Consider the following 18,359-nt stretch of genomic DNA (forward strand, 5'->3'; position numbering starts at 1 on the left):
CGGGAAGCCGATGCAGGTGGCGATGGCGATGCAAATGCAGACGCGAGTGCCGCGGCGCTCGTTCAGGGTGTTGCCGGGTCATGATCAGTCCTTGATGTGGACCGGCCACGGCTCGCGCGAGGCGGGCCGTGGCGCGTGGACGCCGTAATTTAACGGATCAAGATCAATACCGGTAATTCACGCCCAGCATCGCGCTGAACGGCGCGCCGTAGTAGTTGCTGTAGACGTTGGTGCTGGCGTAGTACTTCTTGTCAAAGACGTTGTTCAGGTTCAAGGTTGCCGACCATTGGCGGTTGACCTGGTAGCGCGCCATCAGGTCGACCAACGCATAGCCGCTTTGCGACGATTCAAACTGCTGGCCGCCGGGGCCACGGCTGGAATAGTCGCTGCCGCTTTCCCAACGCACACCGCCGCCCACGGTCAGCGCGCTCAGCTCGCCCGGCAGGCGATACGTGGTGTACAGCTTGGCGATGTGGCGCGGCAGCCCGACCTGCGTGATGAAGCCTTGCGGCAGGCGGCGGTCCACGTAGGCATACGACAGCTGCACCTGCCAGCCTGGGCTCAGCGCGCCGCTGAGCTCGGCTTCTACGCCGCGCATCACCGCGCCATCGGCAGCCACATACGCGCTGTCGCCATTGGGCGCCAGATTGTCGCCGTCGACCATCGCGTAGTTGTCCTGGCGGGTACGGAACAATGCCACCGAACCATTCAGGCGGCCATCCAGCCACGTCGACTTCAGGCCGACTTCATAGGTGTTGCCCTTGATGGGTTCCAGCACGCCGCCCGACACATTCTGCGCCTGCTGCGGTTGGAAAATGCTGGTGTAGCTGGCGTACGCGGACAGGGTCGGCGTCAGGTCGTAGACCAGCCCGGCGTAAGGCGTGTAAACGCCCTGCTCGCGCATATTGTCGGGATACGAGGTGCCGTCGTTGTAGTTGTAGGACGCCTGCTGGTCCCACCACGTCACGCGCGATCCCAGCACCACGGACAGGGCATCGGTGGGACGCAGGCGCAGCGCGCCGTAGATCGACGATTGCTTTTCGGTGTAGTCGCGCTTGCCGGTTGTCTGCCAGTCGGGCTCGGGCATGTTGCCGGACCAGCCGCGTATGTCCGGAATCTTTGCGTCGTAGCCCGGCGCGGTCCACAGCGGGTACATGTCGTAGTCGCCATTGGTGTGCGAGGCGCTGGCGCCGATCACCACATCGTGCTGGCGGCCGAACGCGTTGAAGGCGCCGGTCAGGCTGGCGTCCACGGCGTTCTGCGTTTTGGGAATAGGCCATTTCGCCACCCACAGGGACGCGCCGCGCCCCGAGTTCGGGTCCGCCCAGCCATTGCTGCTGAACCAGCCATAGGTGCGGTCGTTATCGTCGCCCGTATGCGACAGGGTGACCGACCCCTTCCACAGCGGCGCAAATTCGTGGTCCAGCGTGGCGAACACGTTGTAGCGCGTGCGTGTCTGGCGGCTCCAGTCGGTGGCCGAGTTGAAGCTCTGGCGGAAATCCGTCTTGGTGCCGTCCGCGTAGGCCGCCGGAAAGCCGAAGTACGAGCACGCCGTGCAATGCTTGCGCTGGTACTCGCCGCCCAAGGTCAGCATGGTGCGTTCGCCCAGATCGGCTTCGATCACGCCGTACAGCAACTGCGAATCCTGTTTGACGCGATCGATGAACGAGCCGCCCTCCTGCCATGCGCCCACGACGCGGCCGCGCAGCTTGCCGGCTTCATCCAACGGGCTGCCCAAGTCGAACTCCGTGCGCTTGTAGTCCCATGACCCCACGGCCGCGCCCACACTGGCCTGGAAGTCCGACGTGGGCCGCTTGCGCACCAGGTTGATGGACGCCGCCGGGTTGCCCGCGCCGTTCAACAAACCCGTGGACCCGCGCACCACTTCAATGCGGTCGTACAGCGCGGTGTCCAGCCCCAGTGCGTTGAAGTCCTTGTGCGTGGGCACGCCGTCCACCTGCATATTGGTGACTTCCATGCCGCGCGCGTACAGGCCTTTTTCGTTGTCATCGGCCGACCCTTTCTTCTTGAAGGTCAGGCCGGGCGTGTTGGCGATGGCGTCTTCCAGCGTATTCAAGCCCTGGTCCGACAGGCGTTGGCGCGTCATCACCGAGACCGACTGCGGCGTCTCGCGCAAGCTCATCGGCAGCTTGGTGGCGGTGGTGGTCAGGCCCACGGTGTACGAGTCGGTGCCTTCGCTGGGGCCCGGTTCACGCGAACCCAGCACCTCGACGGGCGCCAGCGTCTGCGCCGCCGCGCGCCGCACCCCATAGTTGTTGCCGCCCTGGCTGACGGCTTCCAGCCCCGTGCCCTCCAGCATGGTCGCCAGGCCCGAGGCGATGCCGTATTCCCCTTGCAGGCCCGCGCTTTGCTTGCCTTGCGTCAGCGACGCGTCGAAGGACAGCACCACGCCGGCCTGGGCGGCGAAGCGGCTCAAGGCCAGGCCCAGCGGGCCGGCCGGCACGTCGTAGCGCCGCGCGCTGGCGGCGGTGTCGGCAGCTTGCGCCCACGCGGGCGGGGCCGACGCCAGCGTCAACAACGCAGTGAAGACGGCGCGGGCAACAGGCGCCAAGGCGCCGGGATGGCGAGGTTTGGTCAAAAGGGAAGGCATGGGATGAAGGTTTCCGTGAATCAAATCCGACGTAATCCCTGCTAAGTCGGATGAGCGCGGAAAAAGGACAATGCCCGGCAAAAATAATGTCAGCCCCGGGCGGTGATCCGGGTGTAGTAGCGGGTGAAACGGGATACGCGCACGGGTAAAGCGCGCTCCACGGCGGCCAGCGCGCGGTCGGTGTCGTCAAGGGGAAACGCGCCCGACACGCGCAACTGGGCCACGGCATCGTCGCAGCGCAGGTGGCCGGGGCGGTAGCGGTCCAGCTGGGCCACGAAGTCGCCCAGCCGCATGCCGTCCACGATCAACAGGCCACGCGTCCAGGCGTCGGGCTCGCCGATGATCTGGCCTTCATGGCGGGCGGCGACGGCTTGCAGCGTGCCCTGTTCGCCCGCCTTGAGCAGCAGCGCCGCGCCGCCGTCGGCGGGCAGCAGTTCGACCGCATGACGCAGCACGGCCACCCGCGTCAGGTCGTCCAGGCGCTGGACGGTAAAGCGCGTGCCCAGTGGCCGCACAGTGCCGTGGGGCGTGGTCACGCGTAGCGGGGGCACGCCGGGTGCGGCGTGTTCGGTGTCGATCAGGATCTCGCCCGCATGCACGGTGATGTGGCGGCCGCGCGCGTCCAGCGACACGTCGACCGCGCTGGCGCTGTCCAGCCACAGCAAGGTGCCGTCCGCCAGCGTCAGTTCGCGCCGCTGGCCCGTGCCCATGCGGTAGTCGGCCAGATAGCCGGCCACCATCTGGTCGACCGGCAAGACGCGCCAGGCCAGCATGCCGCCCGCGCCCACCAGCGCCACCGCGCCCAAGCCGCTACGCAACACGGCGCGTCGGCGCGCAAAGTGGTGGTCCGCGCGGTTCAGCGTATCGGCGGCAAGCCGCGCGGGCGCCGCGCCCAGGGTGCCGCGCAGGCGTTCCACCTGGCGCCAGATGCGCGCGTGTTCAGGGTCGGCCGCCAGCCAGCGGCCATGCGCCGCCACATCGGCCGCGCTGACTTCGTCGGCGCACAGGCGCGCGTACCATTGCGCCGCCGCGGCAATCGTCTTGTCGGCCATCGGCGTCTACTGCCTTTCCAAGGCGTACACCAGGCAATGCTCGGTAGCACGCGCCATGTATTTCTTCACCGAACTGACGGTGACGCCCAATTGCGCGGCGATGTCCGCATAGCTGGCGCCTTCCAGCTGCGACATCAGGAAGGCGCGCCGCACCTTGTGCCCCAGGCCGTGCAGCATGGCGTCGATCTCGCGGATGGTCTCCAGCAGGATGGCTTGCGTCTCGGGGGACACGGCATGCGCTTCGGGCTGCTGCGCCAGCGTTTCCAGCCAAGCGCGTTCCAGCACCTGGCGCCGGATGTGATCCACCAGCGTGCGCTGCGCCACCGTCGCCAGAAAGCTGCGCGGTTGCCGCACGCCTTGCAATTGCGCCATCGACGCCGGCGACGAAAGCAGCCGCATGAACGTGTCCTGCGTCAGGTCGGCCGCCTCGGCGGGCACGTTCAGCCGCCTCAGCAACCAACCCCGCAACCACCCGTGATGGTCGCGGTAGAGCAAGCCCAGCGCTCGGTGCTCCAGAGATTCCAAGGACGACATGGCCGTGGCGACCGCTACCCCAATTTTTAAGAATGGGAATTGTAATCATTATTGATGGCGGTCGCCAAGCGGTCTGCAAGCGGCGGTAGACTGCAAGATTCGGGTGCGCGCCAAGCTGCCTTGTCCGCCCCCGCCACCGCCTCAGCCGCCCCCTCTATCCCCATGCCCAACGCCTTGATCATCATCGACGTGCAGCGCGCCTTGTTCGACACCACCGACACGCAGCCGGCGCCCGCCGACGCCCCCGACGTACTGGACCGCATCAACGCGTTGGCCGACCGCGCCCGCCAGGCTGGCGCCCCCGTCATCTACGTGCAGCACGAGGCCCCGGGCAGCGCCTTGGCGCACGCGGAGCCCGGCTGGGAACTGGACCCGCGCCTGCGCCCCGCGCCCAACGACATGCGCGTGCGCAAGACCACGCCCGATTCCTTCCTGCGCACCACGCTGGGTCAGACGCTGTCCGACCTGGGCGTGACGGCGGTGGCGGTCTGTGGCTACGCCACGGAATTCTGCGTGGACACCACGGTACGGCGCGCGGCGGCCTTGGGCTTTGCGGTGACGATAGCCGCCGACGCGCACACCACGCACGACAAAGCGCATGCATCCGGCGCCCAGATCCGCGCGCATCACAACGCCACCCTGCCCGCCATCACCAGCTTTGGCGTGAAGATCGTTGCGCTGCCCGCTGCCGATGTCGATTTCGGGCGGGCCGGGGTTTAACGGATCGAGTCCAACAACGTCTTCGCCTCGGCGCGGCGGCCGTCGTCGGCCGTCTCGCGGCCCGGGCGCGGCGGCGCCTTCAGCGCCTTTTCCAAGTACGGCACCGCTTCAGGCTTGCGATTGCGATAGACCAGGTAGTCGGCGTAGAAGTAATTGGTGTCGATGCCGTCCGGATTGATCGCCAGCGCCTGCTGGAGCAGGGCCTCGGCCTTTTTGTTGTCGCCAAATCCGACCGGCCAGCCCGGCACCTTGTAATAGAGCACGCCCAGGCTGTTCAACGCCGATCCGCCCAGCGCCTTGCTGTCGATCTGGATAGCCGTTTCGTATTCCGCCTTGGCCTGCTTGGCCAGGCTTAACGCACCCAAGCCGCCCTTGGCCCCGGCCCATGAACTGAGGATGATGCCTTCCCAGATGTGCGGCTCGGCGCTGCCTTTGTAACGCGCGGTCAGTTCGTGCGCCTGTTGCGACAGCGCTTCGAAGCGGGCCGCGCGTTGGTCCGCGGGCGTCTGATACTGGATCGTGGCCCAACCGGATTGCAGCGCGCGGATGCCTTGGTCCAGCTCGGCGGGCGCCGCCAAGGAAATCGTTGACAGGGAAAAGGTCAGCGCCACGCCGGCAAGCAGGTTTGCACAGGCGGCGCGCAGATAGGGACGTGAGTTCATGATGAGGATCCTGTAGGAAATTTGTTGGCCGTCAACGCGCGGCGGTGTTTGGAAAATGCGCCATCCAGCCATTCCGGACACAAGCCATTGAGCCGCGCGGCAATGGCCTCGACGCCGCCCTCGAAACCCTGGCGGCTTTCACGTTGCAGCATCCGCAGGACGCGTGCGGCGATCGCCTGCGGCGTATCGCTGGCCGAACCGGTCGCCTGGTTGAACGCCTGGACTTCCGGCGTGTTGAACGGCGTGTCGATGCCCCGTGGCGCGTAGTACTGCACGCGTATTCCGGTATCGGCCAGCTCGCGGCGCAGCGCCTCGGTGTAAAGCCGAAGTGCCGCCTTGCTTGCGCCATAGACGGAAAACCCCGGCACGCCCAGGCTGCCCAGCGTGGAGCCGATATTGAGCACCTGCGCGCGCGGGTGGGATCGCAGCACCGGCAGCATGCCCGCGATCAACATCATGGGCGCGACGACGTTGGTTTCCATCACGCGATGGGCCTCGTCGGCCTGCAACCGATCGGCCGGGCCGAATGCGGCCACCGCCGCGTTATTGATCAGCACGTTCGCGCCCCGCGCCGCCGCCGCGTCCACAATCGCCGCGCGACCACTGTCGGTGGTCACGTCCACGACCAGCGCGTCCACCCGCAGGCGATCTGTTGCCCCCGCGTTCAACGACTGCGCCAGCGCCAGCAGCGGTCCCGCCGTGCGACCCACCAACAGCAGGCGCGCACCTTCGTCAACCAGCCGGCGCGCGATGGCGCTGCCCAGCCCCCCCGCCGCGCCCGTCAACACCACCGAGGCGTCGCGCGGGCTCATGCGCCCGCCCCTTGCGATGCGGCACGTGGCAACGCCTGGAAGATCGCGCCGTACAGGTGATAGAACATATTGGCGGCATGGACGACCGCGGCCTGGTCGGCGGCGCTGTCGAGCCGATTCATCAGGTCGGCAAAGTGCGCGGTGTGCTCCTGGTCCAGCGTGCCATGGGAACGCAGGTAGCTAAAGGCAGTCGCCGGCAGCGCCAGCTTGCTTTGGATCTGGTCGGCGGCATTCAAGGCCAACGCCACGCTGGTGCCTTCCAGCACGTGCACCATGCCAAAGAAACTTATCGGGTTCTTGCGTGCAATCGTGTCGTACGCGTAGGCCACCATGATCTCGGTGGCCGCGCCCGGCCCGGCGGCATGGACGGCGTCCGCACTTATTCCCAACGCACGCAGGTCGTTCAGTATCCATTCGTCGTGTCCCGTTTCCTCTTCGATGTACTCGTCGACGGCGCTCTGCATCCAGCTCAGCCGCGCGGGCAGGCGCGCGCGCAACGCATGCATCAAGGGCACGGTGTGGGTGACGTGGTGGTAGGCCTCTTGCAGGAAAGCCTTGTACGCGGGCAGGGAAACATCGCCGCGCAGGCAGTCCTGAATGATGGGAGTGGCCACCAGGGCCTGCCGGCCTTGCCGCGTCTGATCCAGCAATTGTTCGAAGAATGTCATGATCGTTTCAAGCCAAGGGTTGTGCGGAGGTCCGCGAAAAAAGATCGGCGTGCAGGGCCGCCACGGCGGCGCGGCGCGCGCGTCCGTTCGGCGTGCTAAGGCCACTGGCCGCGCTGAATTCGGCACGCGCCCGCACCCAGCGGCCGATGCGCGCATAGTCAGGCAGCGTGGTGTTGACGCGGTCGATGGCGGCCTGCAAGGTGGCGTCGTCGACGTCGCCCAGCGGCCAGATCACGGCGCCCAATTCGGGCTGGCCTTCGCCCAACACGACAGCCTGCGCAATGCACGCCTGCCCGCCCAGTGCAAGCTCGATCCACTCCGGCGACACGTTGCGTCCGAAGCCGGTGATCAGCACGTTTTTCTTGCGCCCCTGTACATGCAGAAAGCCCGCTTCGTCCAGATGCCCCAGATCGCCGGTGGCCAGCCACTCCCGTGGCGCGGTCAGCTCGCCCAGGTAGCCCAGCGCGTGCGTGCCGGCGATTTCAATTTCGCCATCGGGCGCCACGCGTACCTTCGCGTGGGGCAGCGGCCGGCCACAAGAACCGTTGCGCTCGGCCCCGGGCAGATTCAAGGTCTGCACGGAGCACGCCTCGGACAGGCCATAGCCTTCGTATGCCGGCAAGCCCAGGGCGCGTGCGGCGTCCAGCAGCCCTTTGCCCACCGCCGCGCCGCCCACCGCCATCAGCCGCAATGCGGCAGGCGCGCGCGTGGCTGTCGCGTGCAACCAGCCCGCATACGCGCGCAGCATCTGCGGCAACACGATGACGCTTTGGGCGTCCGCATCCATCAGGGCGCGGTGAAACACGGCCGGGTCGAAGCGGGACGAACCCTGCAAGCCGACCTCGTTCAAGGGCCGCACGCACACGGCGGCGCCCTCGATCAGCGGTGAATACACGCCGGCAATATTCTCCAGCAGCACCGGCAACGGCAGCGCGGACAGGTGCCGTACGACTCCCAGCGGCCGGGTGGCCTCGGCCAGGCTGGCCGCCACGGCCAGCATCTCTTGCGCGCCCAGGCACACGCCTTTGGGGCTTCCGGTCGAACCTGACGTGAAGGTGATCTTCGCGGTCCGCGCGGGCAGCGCCACCGCCGCCACGGCACGCCGGAACAACACCGACGTGTCCGGCAGCGATTCCAAGGCCTCGAACCCGAAGGCCTGCAACAAGGGCTGAATGGACGCGGGACCCACGACGACGTTGACGCCCGCCGCGTTCAAGGTGTCGCGCCACTGACCGGGCGTGAAGAACAGCGGCAAAGGCACGTGGACCACGCCCGCCTTCAGGCAGGCCAGGTCATGCACGATCCAGTCGGCGCCGTTATCCATCAACGACGCGACGACTCGCGCGCCATGTGCCGCAAGCACCTGGGCGCGGGCTTCGATGCGGCTGAGCAGCGCGGCATGGTCCACCGCATGCGCGACCGTCCGCAAGGCGGGAAGCCGCGCCCGCGCGGGTTCGTTCAACAAGGAAAAAAAGTCATGCGGGTTCATGCGGCCTGCTCCGGAAAGCGCGCCAGGATGGCGTGCAGGCGTCCGGCAAACACTTGTGGGCCGTGCGCGTAATAGGTGCCCCAGTCGGCACGTTCGTGCTCGCTGAGATGGTCCGCCGTGGCGGTGCACAGCGGTTGATGCGCCAGGCCCATCCGCACGAACAGCTGATGCAGCTCGCGGGTCAGCGTGCTGACGGCCCAATCGAAACCTTGCTGATGCAGATGGCGAGCCAGCAGCGGCACGAGCAAGCGCCCCGCGCCCGGACGGACGGCGGCGAACTGGCCGGCTTCGACGATGCGCCCTCTTGCGACCAAAGCGCCCTCGTCAAGCAGGTATTTTTCTATCGGTGCGGCCAGATAGCGTTCCAGGAACAAGGGATCGGCGGCGCCGCGATAGCCCGCGGCGGCCAGGATTTCCCCGTCGCTCTGCACGCTGACCAGGGTGGGCAACCAATCATTGATCTGCGCCCCGAACCGTTGCTGATAACGTTGCCGGATATACGATTCAACGCGCGCCCGCATCGGATCTTCCGGCGCATGCACGTGCAAGGTGGCGACAGCGGACGCGGGGCGCGAGGCCATCGGCAATCCGGCAGGTAGGGCTAAGAGCTTGGTGTGCGACATACTGGCTTCCAGTCGAGCGGGGTTTCCTCAGACAACGGAGCGCAGCTTAGGCATCGAACCTTAATGACAAATTAACCGGCGGCCGGTGGTAATCTCGTCCCCATACGGTCAGCAGGCAATCCATGCGAATCCTCATCATTGAAGACGACCCGCTTATAGGCGACGGGCTGAAATCCGGACTACGGCTTCTGGGCTATGCCGTGGATTGGTTCACCAACAGCCGCGACGGCGACCACGCCATGGGCGTCGTGCATTACGACGCCGTGGTGCTGGATCTGGGACTGCCCGGCGAAGACGGGGTGGCGTTGCTGACCCGCTGGCGCCACGCCGGACGCACCCTGCCCGTGGTTATCCTGACCGCGCGCGAGGCCGTCGAAAGCCGCATCGCGGGGCTGGACGCCGGCGCTGACGACTACCTGATCAAACCCATTGCGCTGGACGAACTGGCCGCGCGCCTGCGGGCGGTGACACGACGCGTGGCGGGCAAGCCGGAACCCGTATGGCGCCATGGCGACCTGGACTACCACCCTGCCCTGCACGAAGTGCACTGGAAGGGCCAAAAGGTTGACCTGACCACGCGCGAAGCCCTGCTGCTGGAGCTTTTCCTGACGCACCCGAATCGTGTGCTGACGCGTGACTTCATCCGCGACAAGCTCTACGACTGGGAGGCCGAACTGGAAAGCAACGCGCTGGAAGTCTTCGTGCATCACCTGCGCAAGAAAATCCATCCGAAGATCGTGCGTACCGTACGCGGGTCGGGCTATGCGCTGGGCAAGGTGGACGCCGAATCATGACGCTGCAACGCAGGCTGATCGTCGCCGTGCTGCTGGCCGCTCCATTTGCGTGGCTGGTCACCATCGCCGGCTCCTACTGGCGTGCCTCGCATGAAATCAACGAGCTCTACGACACCGACATGCTGCGCCTGGCGCAGCAGACCATCGCCGTCGCCGGGTTGATCCCGGAGTCGGTCACCACGGTGCCGTTGCCCGCGCCCGCCCCATCGTCGGCCGACACCGGCGACGCAGGGCTGGGCGACCTGTCCGTGGCGATCTGGCGCGGCCCGCACGACGCCCTGGTGCTTGACCCCGACGCGCAGCAGTTTCCGCGCGAAGAACAGCGCGAGGGTTTCTTCAACAGCGTCGTCAACGGCGTGCCGTGGCGCCTGGTCTACCTGAGCGACGCCGCCAGCAACACGCGCGTGGCCGTAGGCCAGCGCATCGGCGAACGCGATGACCTGGCCATCGCCTACGTGGCCAGCCAGATCCTGCCCTGGCTGCTCGGGCTTCCCGTGCTCATCGCTCTGCTGATATTCGCCGTACGCAGGGCCATCCGGCCGGTGCGCGACCTGTCGGCGCAACTGGAGCGCCGCCGCCCGGACGACGCCAACCCCTTGCCCACCGCCAACGTCCCGGGCGAATTGAAGGTACTGGTCGACGCCATGAACGGATTGTTGGCGCGCGTGGGCAGCCTGATCGAACAAGAGCGCCGCCTGACCGCCGACGCTGCCCACGAGCTGCGCACCCCCTTGGCGGCCGTGCGCGCGCAATGGGATGTCGCGCAGCGCACCGAAGACCCGGCCGAGCGCAAGCAGGCGCAAGCCAGTGTCACGCGCGGCATCGAAAGGCTGGACCGGCTGGTATCGCAACTGCTGACGATGGCCCGGCTGGACAGCGCCAATCATGCGGACTTTGGCGGTTCGGTGGACTGGCGCATCGTGGCTGAACAAGCAGTGGGAGACTGCCTTTGGATCGCGGACCGGCGCGACGTCGAGATCGCCGTCGAATGGCCCGACGGTAACGTCCAGCCGCTACCCACCGCGGGCGACGAAGGCGCATTGACCATCATGCTGAAGAACCTTCTGGACAACGCCATTCGCTACGGCCCGCGCCAGTCGCGCGTGCGCTTGAGCTTCGGATCAGCCGACATCACCGTCGACGACGAAGGCACGGGCATCGCCCCTGACGTCCTGCCCCGGCTGGGCGACCGCTTCCTGCGGGCGGCGGGCCATGAAGAAGCCGGTAGCGGCCTGGGGGTGTCGATCGCCCGACGAATCGCCCACAACCATGGCCTGCGCATTGATTTTGCGATGCGCGAGGCTACCGACGGCTTCGGGCGCGGGCTACGCGTATCATTGCGGCGCGGGCAATAGCGCCCTGGCCGGGACCATCACAAAAAAAACAGAAACGACGCCGCCACCAGCGTAGGAATCAGCGCGCCAGCCAGCAAGCCCGGCATGCTGACCGCGCCGTTGGCGAAGCTGCCGCGCAGCAGCGCCACGCCCGCCGGGTTGGGCGCATTGGCGATGACGGTCAGCCCACCACCGGCCACCGCGCCGGCCACCAGCATGTACTGCGCCTGGCTGGAGATGCCGTCGATGAGCGACCCCAGGTAGGTCAACGCGGCGTTGTCGGTGATGGCCGTCAGCGCCAGGGCGCCGACGAACAGCACGTTTGGCTCCAGCCCGCTGACGATGGGTTGCAGCCACCACTGCTGCATGCCGCCCAGCACCACCAGGCCCGCAAGGAAGAAGCCGACCAACAGCGCCTCTTTGATGATCAACGGGCTTTGATGCGCCTTGTACGCCTGGGTGTAGCCGATGAAAAACAGGAACAGCGCCAGGAACAGGATGGGGTGATGCGCGCTGAGCACGACGGCGGCCAGGAAGAACAGGTGCACCATGATGACCACGGGCGACATCGGCACGGCCGAGTCCTTCATGGCCATCACGTCGCCCGAACGCAGGTACGGCCGCAGCAACACCGTCACCAGCGTGGCGTTGACCAGCACGGCCAGCGCCGCCTTCCAGCCGAACGTGCCGAACATGAAGGCGCTATCCCAACCCCAGGTGGACGCCACCATCAACACCGGCGGCGCGGCGTACGACGTCAGCGTGCCGCCGATGGAAATGTTGACGAACAAGACGCCCAGCGCCAGGTACTTCAACCGTTCCGGCATCTCGCGATGAAACACCTGCGGCGCCAGCATCATGGCGGCAATCGTCATGGCGGCCGGCTCGGTCACCAACGAGCCGGCCAGTGGCACCAGCGCCAGGCACAACCAGGCCTTGGCGGTTTGGTCGCGCACCGGCAACAGCCGCGCCACGCGTTCAACCAGACGCATCACCACCGTCAGCACCGGCAAGGATGCCGCGATGACCATCACCACAAAAACAAACGCGGGCTCGGTGTAGTTGCGCGATTCGGCATACGCCAGCGCCGTTTCGCCCGACGCGGCCAACGCCATCAAGACCAGCAATATCGCCGCCCAGAAACCGAACACCACTTCGACTTCACCCAGCAGATGCAGCAGCCCGCCATGGCGCTTGCTGCGATGCGCCAGGCGCAGGAACAGCGGCGCCGAAAAGGTGTGCACCAGGGCAAGGGCGAAAACAAGGGCGGCGATGATTTGCAGTGCGGACTCTGTCACGTGTCGGTTCCTGTACGTAAGCGGCGGTCTAGCCGAATTGAATTGCGCGGCGGCTACACCCGCGCCACCTCGACCCAAAGGCGCGTCATGACGACGTGCCTGACCAGTTCAAAAAGATGCGCCGGGGCGCTGGCGGGCACCAGCACCCGCCGTATCAAGGCCTGCAAGTCCACCCGGACGCAGGGCGTGGACGCGGCGCGGTCGCGTTGCTGAAACAGTGTACGCAGGCGCACGCGGCTTTGGCACGGCATGTCGATTTTCAGTTCGGCATCCTCGGGCGCCAGCACCGCGTCATGCAGCGCATCCAGCGTCGTGCAGACATACACCGATTCCGGCTGCGCGCAGTCGCCCTCGATCCGCCGGCGCCATTCCTGCGTGCCCACCAGCGCGGACGCGGCCCCTTGCGCGGGCGGGTCGAAACGCAGATGGCTGAATTCAAGCAGTTCAATGAATTCCACAAAGGGCAGTTCGCGCACCACGGTCAAATCACCGCACCGCATGTCGCCCCGCGCAGGCCAATCCGATTGCTTCATGACACGCTCCCATCAATGGAAAAGGGGGCCAGCCGACAGCCCCCTTTTCACCTTTCAGTACGACATCGGCACGCGATCAGGCACCGGCCTGAGCCCTTTCAAGCTCGCGGACCCGCTTGCGGTTGCGCACCGTCGAGAACACCAGCCAGGCGGCAAGCGCCAGGATGGCGTAGACAAAGCCGGCGCTGATCGGGCGATCGATAAACACGTTCATGCTGCCGCGCGACAGCAGCAGCGCACGCCGGAAGTTCTCTTCGACCATCGGCCCCAGCACGAAGCCCAGCAACAGCGGCGCGGGCGAAAAACGCAGCTTCAGGAACAGGTAGCCCACCAAGCCCAGCACCAGCACCATGCCCACATCGAACAGGTTGTTGTTGGTGCTGTAGACGCCGACACACACGAAGAACAGCGCGGACGGGAACAGGTACTTGTACGGCACCTTCAGCAGCCGTGCCCACATGCCGATCAGCGGCAGGTTCATGACCACCAGCATGACGTTGCCGATCCAGAAGCTGGCGATCAGCCCCCAGAACAGGTCGGCGTGTTCGGTCACCATCTGCGGACCCGGCTGGATACCGTGGATGATCAGCGCGCCCAGCATCAGGGCCATCACCGAGTCGCCGGGAATACCCAGGCTCATGGTCGGGATGAAGCTGGTTTGCGCCGCCGAGTTATTGGCCGCTTCCGGACCCGCCACGCCTTCGATGGCGCCGTTGCCAAAGCGCTTGGGCGTCTTGGACACGCGCTTTTCCACCGCATAGGACATGAACGACGCAATGGTCGCGCCCGTGCCCGGCAAGATGCCCAGGATTGCGCCAATGGCGCTGCCGCGCGCAATCGGCATGGCCGACTTCTTGATGTCGCCGGGTTCAGGCCGCACCGACATCTTGGGGCCCGCGCCCACCGTCGTGGCCTTGCCGATGCGGTTGACGTTGGCGAAGAAGTCCGCCAAGCCGAACAGGCCCATCGCCAGCGCCACCAGGGGCACGCCGTCGCTCAGCTCGATGACGCCGAAGCCGTAGCGGATGGTGCCCGTGTTGACGTCGGTACCCACCACGCCCAGCAGCAAGCCCAGGAACACCATGGCGATGCCCTTGATGGCCGAGCCCTTGGCCAGCGTGGCGCCGGCGAACAGGCCCAGCATCATCATCGAAAAATATTCCGCCGGTCCGAACTGGAAGGCCACTTCCACCAGCATCGGCGAGAACAGAATCATGATGATGATGCCCACGCTGGCGCCCACGAACGACGACATGACCAGCATGAACAGCGCCGACCCCGACTTGCCCTGGCGGGCCAGCGGGTTGCCGTCCAGGCAGGTCACCGCGTGTGACGGCGTGCCCGGCAGGTTCAGCAAAATGCAGGTGATGCCGCCGCCATACTGCGCGCCATAGTAGATGCCGGCCAGCATCATCAGCGCGGCCACCGGCGTCATTGCGTAGGTCAGCGGCAGCAGGATCGAAATGGCGGCCAGCACACCCATGCCCGGCAGCACGCCGATCATGTTGCCCATGAACACGCCGAACAGCGACCACAGCAGGTTCTCCCACTGCAACGCCACGGAAAAACCATGCAATACGTTGTCGAACAGATCCATTTCCTACCCCCAGCGCAGCATCGGAAACTGCAACTGCAGCGCCCAGGAAAACACCACCGCGCCGAACACCGTCATCGCAATGGCGAGAATGGCGGCGGACTTGACGGAGTTGGACGTATCGCCCAGCGCCGAGACGAACACCAGCGCAAACGTGGCGGGCAGGAATCCCAGGAAGCTGCCCAGGATGATGAAGAGCGCGATGCCGGCGGCGATGCACGCCATGCCGCGCACGCGATCGCGGCGCGTAGGCTGGGGCAGCTGTTCTTCCATCATTTCTTCCTGCACTTCATCGGGGTCCGGGCTGAGCGGCACCAGGATGCCCAGCGCGACCAGGAAGCAACCGATCATCAGCGGGAAATAGCCCGGGCCCATCCGCGCCAGCTCTCCGATGTTGTAGGACGTTGCTTCAAAAATAGTAAGCGCGCCGCACAGGGCGATGAACGCACCGCCCCACAGATCGCGCTTTCTGGAAAATATGGTGCTGCCCACGGCTTGCTCCCCTGTTTGTTGTCGACATGCTTCGGCGCGCGTGATGTCGCAAGCCGAAGGAGGGGGCACTTTAAGGACGACGCCTTGCAATCCGCTTTCAAGCTTTTGCCGGCTTCATCCGGGAAAACCAGCAGGATGAAAGACGCTTGTTCACATCGCTGAACAACGGTGAACATCGCAGCACCGGGGATGTTCACAAACGTGAACAACTCGGCAGCATTCCCGGGCTGCACGCGGGCTGGCATGGATTTTTCCCACGCGTCGCGCGCTTGCCAATTCTTGCAAATGCGGGCGCCGATTCCACGCAGGCATAATCCTCGTTTTCGTGGTTTCGATCGCATCGCCATGCTGCCCCCATGCACCACCTGCACCACCTGCCCCGCCTGCCCCTGACCGCTCGCATTCCGCTTGCGGTCTCACTGCTGTTCCTTGCGATTTCCGCCGCGCTGATTTCCCTGGCGCTGCATGGCGTGTCGCGCCAGTTCGACAGGCAGGTCGCCAACTTGGGCCAGGTGTATCTGGACGGTTTGTCCGCCGCGATCCTGCCTGCGGTGCGCGCCGACGACCGCGCACAGATGGTCGATGTGCTGAACCGCGCGCTGGATACGCATCTGGGCGTGGTTGATCGCACGTTGGCCGTCGTCGCGGCGGACCATCGCCTGCTGGCGCACGTGGCGCGCTACCCCGAAGTTGAGCCGATTCCGCTGGCATCCTTGGCGGACACCTCCGGCACGCTTGTCAGCGCAAGATCGGAAGGCGTGTGGACGTGGCGCTTGCTGGACGACGCGCGGCCCGCCCTGGGGACGCTGGTAGCCAATCTGGACGTCAGCGATTTTCATCGGCAGCGCCAGGAACTGGCCTGGGAACTGGGCCTGGTGGGATTGGCGATCAGCCTGATCGGCGCGGTGCTGTGCTTTGGCATGGCGCGCCGGCTTCAGCGCCCGATCATTTCGCTGACCGAAGCCCTGCGCGCCGGCCCGGAAGATCGCTTGCGCCCCATGCGCGTGGACACAACCGACCCTGAACTGAAGGAACTGCTGTCGGCCTACAACTGGATGGTGCAAAGCGCGCGGCAACGCGAAGCGCTGACCGAACGCAATGCGCGCATCGAACGCGAAGCGGTGTTGGGGCGGATGTCGGCCGCGCTGGCCCACGAAGTGCGCAACCCCCTGGGCGGGCTGCGCACCGCCGTGCAGACGCTACGGCAATTCGGCGAACGGGAGGATGTGCGCAGCGAATCCCTGGGCTTTATCGAACGCGGCGTCCAAGCGCTGCAAGCGGTGGTGGACGCCAGCCTGCGTACCTTTCGCCCCGGCGCCGCCCTGCTGCACGAGGAAGATATCGCCGACATCCGGCTGATGGTGGGCGCACAGGCCAACCGGGCGGGCGTGCGCGTGGAACTGCATTGCGAAGGCATGCAGGACCGCCGCCTGGCGTTGCCCGCGGGCGCGGTGCGGCAGGTGTTGCTGAACCTGGTGTTGAACGCCATCCAGGCCTCGCCGCGTGGCGAACTGGTGCAGGTGTTTGCGCGCGCGGGCCGCCAGGCACTGACCTTGCACGTGGCCGACGGGGGCAACGGCCTGCCGCCGGCCGCCAGGCGCGCGCTGCTGGGCGCAGCCACCGACGGCGACGGCATGGGCCTGGGCATCGTTGCCGACCTGACAACAACCATGCACGGCCGTTTGCGCGCAACCCGCATGGCAACCGGCACGCGCATTTCCGTGCGCCTGCCCTACGGTCCACAGGAAGATACGGCGTGAGCGACATCCAGGTTTTGCTGATCGAAGACGATGAACTGCTGGGCGGCGCGCTGCTTCAGCGCCTGCGGCTGGAGGGCATCACCACGCAATGGGTGCAAAGCTGCGCGCAGGCCGTCGAAGTGTTTCGCAGGACCCGCATGCGTCCGGCGTTCTTGTTGGCCGACATCCGGCTGCCGGACGGCTCCGGCGAAGATCTTTACCGACGCTTGATCCCGCATCTGTCCAACACCACCGTGGTGTTCGCCACCGCCTATGGCGACATTGCCCAGGCCGTGCGGCTGGTGTCGGCGGGCGCTAACGACTACCTGACCAAGCCGTACGACACCGATGCGCTGGTGGCCCGCATCCGATCGGTCATCGCCGCGCAGCCGGCCGGCCAGCAAGACGAGGTCTTGGAGAACCCCTACGCGCTGCACGATGAAACCTACCCTTTGGCGCAAGAGCTTGAACGGCTGGCCACCAGCGCCCTGCCCGTGTTGCTGGAAGGCGAAACGGGCTCGGGCAAAGACCGCGCCGCCCGCTATGTGCATGCGCGCTCGGCCTATGCGGCCGGCCGCTTCGTTGCCGTCAACTGCGCCACCTTGGCGTCGGACCTGATTGAAAGCCTGTTGTTCGGCCACGTGAAAGGCGCCTTCAGCGGCGCCGGGGCCGCGCGCGACGGGCTGTTCTCCCAGGCGGAGGGCGGCACGCTGTATCTGGACGAAGTGGCCGAGCTGACACCCCGGGCGCAAGCCGCGCTGTTGGGCGTGCTGGAAAACGGCCAGTATCGTCCGCTGGGCGACAGCACCGCGCGCCACACCCATTGCCGCATTCTGGCCAGCACCTGCACCGACCTGCCCGCCGCGATGGCGCAGGGTACGTTTCGCGCGGATCTTTTTTATCGGCTGGCGGTGGCAAGGGTCGCGGCGCCACCGCTGCGCGAGCGGCCCGGCGCGTTGCCCAGCCTGGCACGGTCGTTGCTGGCCGCGCAATCCACCACGGGCGCGACGCTATCGCCCGATGCCATCCAGGCGCTGCACGACCACCCCTGGCCAGGTAATGTGCGCGAACTGAAGAACCGTATCGCGCGCGCGGTCGTGATGGCGGACGGCGCACAGGTCCATGCCGAGGACCTCTTCCCGGAAAGCAAGCTGGCCGACAAGCCCGACCTGGCCACCACGCGGCTGGACGCCGAGCAGCGCGCCATCCAGCAAGCCATTGCAGAATCCGGCGGCCATATGGGCTTGGCGGCAAAGCGCCTGGGCATCTCGCGCACCACGCTGTGGAAGAAGCTGCGCGCGGCGCGGGATGGCGTGTAGAGGCGGGTAGAGGCGGGTAGAGGCGGGTAGAGGCGTGGAAAGCCGTGTCCAGGCATGTTGTTGTGGGCGGCGGCTGCGCCCACGG

General features: G+C 66.3%; 18 protein-coding genes. 6 read left to right on the forward strand and 12 right to left on the reverse strand.

Annotated elements, in window-relative coordinates; genetic code table 11:
• Nucleotides 1-163: 163 nt before the first annotated feature.
• The 3 genes from AC0Z35_RS02395 to AC0Z35_RS02405 form a co-directional block, all read right to left on the reverse strand.
• Complete coding sequence (locus AC0Z35_RS02395) at nt 164-2,611, reverse strand: TonB-dependent siderophore receptor (protein WP_485131457.1); 2,448 nt, start codon at nt 2,609-2,611, stop codon at nt 164-166.
• A gap of 89 nt (nt 2,612-2,700) precedes the next feature.
• Entirely contained in the window at nt 2,701-3,663 is a 963-nt protein-coding gene (locus AC0Z35_RS02400) for a FecR domain-containing protein (protein WP_485131456.1), read from the reverse strand.
• Between the two features lie 6 nt (nt 3,664-3,669).
• Complete coding sequence (locus tag AC0Z35_RS02405) at nt 3,670-4,197, reverse strand: sigma-70 family RNA polymerase sigma factor (RefSeq protein ID WP_046803872.1); 528 nt, start codon at nt 4,195-4,197, stop codon at nt 3,670-3,672.
• Between the two features lie 162 nt (nt 4,198-4,359).
• Between AC0Z35_RS02405 and AC0Z35_RS02410 the strand changes: the two genes are divergently transcribed.
• Nucleotides 4,360-4,917 carry a cysteine hydrolase family protein gene (locus AC0Z35_RS02410; protein ID WP_485131455.1) on the forward strand — a complete coding sequence of 186 codons (558 nt, stop codon included), beginning with the start codon at nt 4,360-4,362 and terminating at the stop codon, nt 4,915-4,917.
• Here the strand turns inward: AC0Z35_RS02410 and AC0Z35_RS02415 are convergent.
• Genes AC0Z35_RS02415 through AC0Z35_RS02435 form a run of 5 tightly spaced genes read right to left on the reverse strand, consistent with a single transcriptional unit; the run spans nt 4,914 to nt 9,129 of the window.
• On the reverse strand, nt 4,914-5,579 hold the full coding sequence (locus tag AC0Z35_RS02415) for a tetratricopeptide repeat protein (RefSeq protein WP_104142141.1): 666 nt from the start codon (nt 5,577-5,579) through the stop codon (nt 4,914-4,916). The two genes, AC0Z35_RS02410 and AC0Z35_RS02415, sit on opposite strands and share 4 nt — an antisense overlap.
• Nucleotides 5,576-6,391, reverse strand: a complete 816-nt coding sequence (locus AC0Z35_RS02420) for an SDR family oxidoreductase (protein WP_104142139.1) — start codon at nt 6,389-6,391, stop codon at nt 5,576-5,578. The genes AC0Z35_RS02415 and AC0Z35_RS02420 overlap by 4 nt, the downstream gene beginning before the upstream one ends.
• Nucleotides 6,388-7,059 (reverse strand): iron-containing redox enzyme family protein, encoded by a 672-nt coding sequence (locus AC0Z35_RS02425; RefSeq protein WP_120156882.1) that lies wholly within the window; start codon nt 7,057-7,059, stop codon nt 6,388-6,390. The genes AC0Z35_RS02420 and AC0Z35_RS02425 overlap by 4 nt, the downstream gene beginning before the upstream one ends.
• 7 nt (nt 7,060-7,066) lie before the next feature.
• Nucleotides 7,067-8,548: an AMP-binding protein gene (locus AC0Z35_RS02430; RefSeq protein ID WP_219991047.1), complete on the reverse strand. Its 1,482-nt coding sequence runs from the start codon at nt 8,546-8,548 to the stop codon at nt 7,067-7,069.
• Nucleotides 8,545-9,129 carry a thermostable hemolysin gene (locus AC0Z35_RS02435; protein ID WP_223264705.1) on the reverse strand — a complete coding sequence of 195 codons (585 nt, stop codon included), beginning with the start codon at nt 9,127-9,129 and terminating at the stop codon, nt 8,545-8,547. The genes AC0Z35_RS02430 and AC0Z35_RS02435 overlap by 4 nt, the downstream gene beginning before the upstream one ends.
• A gap of 164 nt (nt 9,130-9,293) precedes the next feature.
• Between AC0Z35_RS02435 and AC0Z35_RS02440 the strand changes: the two genes are divergently transcribed.
• Both AC0Z35_RS02440 and AC0Z35_RS02445 read left to right on the forward strand, forming a co-directional pair.
• Nucleotides 9,294-9,965, forward strand: coding sequence for a response regulator (locus tag AC0Z35_RS02440; RefSeq protein WP_104142133.1), 672 nt, complete (start codon nt 9,294-9,296; stop codon nt 9,963-9,965).
• The gene (locus AC0Z35_RS02445) at nt 9,962-11,320 is read left to right on the forward strand and encodes an ATP-binding protein (protein WP_219991048.1); all 1,359 of its coding nucleotides are present in this window, start codon (nt 9,962-9,964) and stop codon (nt 11,318-11,320) included. Before AC0Z35_RS02440 ends, AC0Z35_RS02445 begins: the two co-directional genes overlap by 4 nt.
• Before the next feature lie 17 nt (nt 11,321-11,337).
• On the opposite strand, the gene AC0Z35_RS02450 is transcribed toward AC0Z35_RS02445, so the two are convergent.
• The 4 genes from AC0Z35_RS02450 to AC0Z35_RS02465 all read right to left on the reverse strand — a co-directional run bounded on the left by AC0Z35_RS02450 (nt 11,338) and on the right by AC0Z35_RS02465 (nt 15,216).
• Complete coding sequence (locus AC0Z35_RS02450; RefSeq protein ID WP_485131454.1) at nt 11,338-12,597, reverse strand: putative Na+/H+ antiporter; 1,260 nt, start codon at nt 12,595-12,597, stop codon at nt 11,338-11,340.
• Between the two features lie 53 nt (nt 12,598-12,650).
• Complete coding sequence (locus AC0Z35_RS02455) at nt 12,651-13,130, reverse strand: hypothetical protein (protein ID WP_485131453.1); 480 nt, start codon at nt 13,128-13,130, stop codon at nt 12,651-12,653.
• Nucleotides 13,131-13,206: 76 nt separating this feature from the next.
• Nucleotides 13,207-14,727 carry a tripartite tricarboxylate transporter permease gene (locus AC0Z35_RS02460; protein ID WP_314362656.1) on the reverse strand — a complete coding sequence of 507 codons (1,521 nt, stop codon included), beginning with the start codon at nt 14,725-14,727 and terminating at the stop codon, nt 13,207-13,209.
• A gap of 3 nt (nt 14,728-14,730) precedes the next feature.
• Complete coding sequence (locus AC0Z35_RS02465) at nt 14,731-15,216, reverse strand: tripartite tricarboxylate transporter TctB family protein (RefSeq protein ID WP_046803867.1); 486 nt, start codon at nt 15,214-15,216, stop codon at nt 14,731-14,733.
• Nucleotides 15,217-15,362: 146 nt separating this feature from the next.
• On the opposite strand from AC0Z35_RS02465, the gene AC0Z35_RS02470 reads away from it, so the two are divergent.
• Genes AC0Z35_RS02470 through AC0Z35_RS02480 form a run of 3 tightly spaced genes read left to right on the forward strand, consistent with a single transcriptional unit; the run spans nt 15,363 to nt 18,274 of the window.
• Nucleotides 15,363-15,530 (forward strand): hypothetical protein, encoded by a 168-nt coding sequence (locus AC0Z35_RS02470; protein ID WP_485131452.1) that lies wholly within the window; start codon nt 15,363-15,365, stop codon nt 15,528-15,530.
• Nucleotides 15,531-15,572: 42 nt separating this feature from the next.
• A complete protein-coding gene (locus tag AC0Z35_RS02475; protein ID WP_485131451.1) occupies nt 15,573-16,976 on the forward strand; it encodes a sensor histidine kinase in 1,404 nt (467 codons plus the stop codon).
• Entirely contained in the window at nt 16,973-18,274 is a 1,302-nt protein-coding gene (locus AC0Z35_RS02480) for a sigma-54-dependent transcriptional regulator (RefSeq protein ID WP_485131450.1), read from the forward strand. Before AC0Z35_RS02475 ends, AC0Z35_RS02480 begins: the two co-directional genes overlap by 4 nt.
• The last annotated feature ends 85 nt before the right edge of the window (nt 18,275-18,359 follow it).

This window comes from Achromobacter sp. 1L-A-4-B-C2 (genome assembly GCF_057291955.1).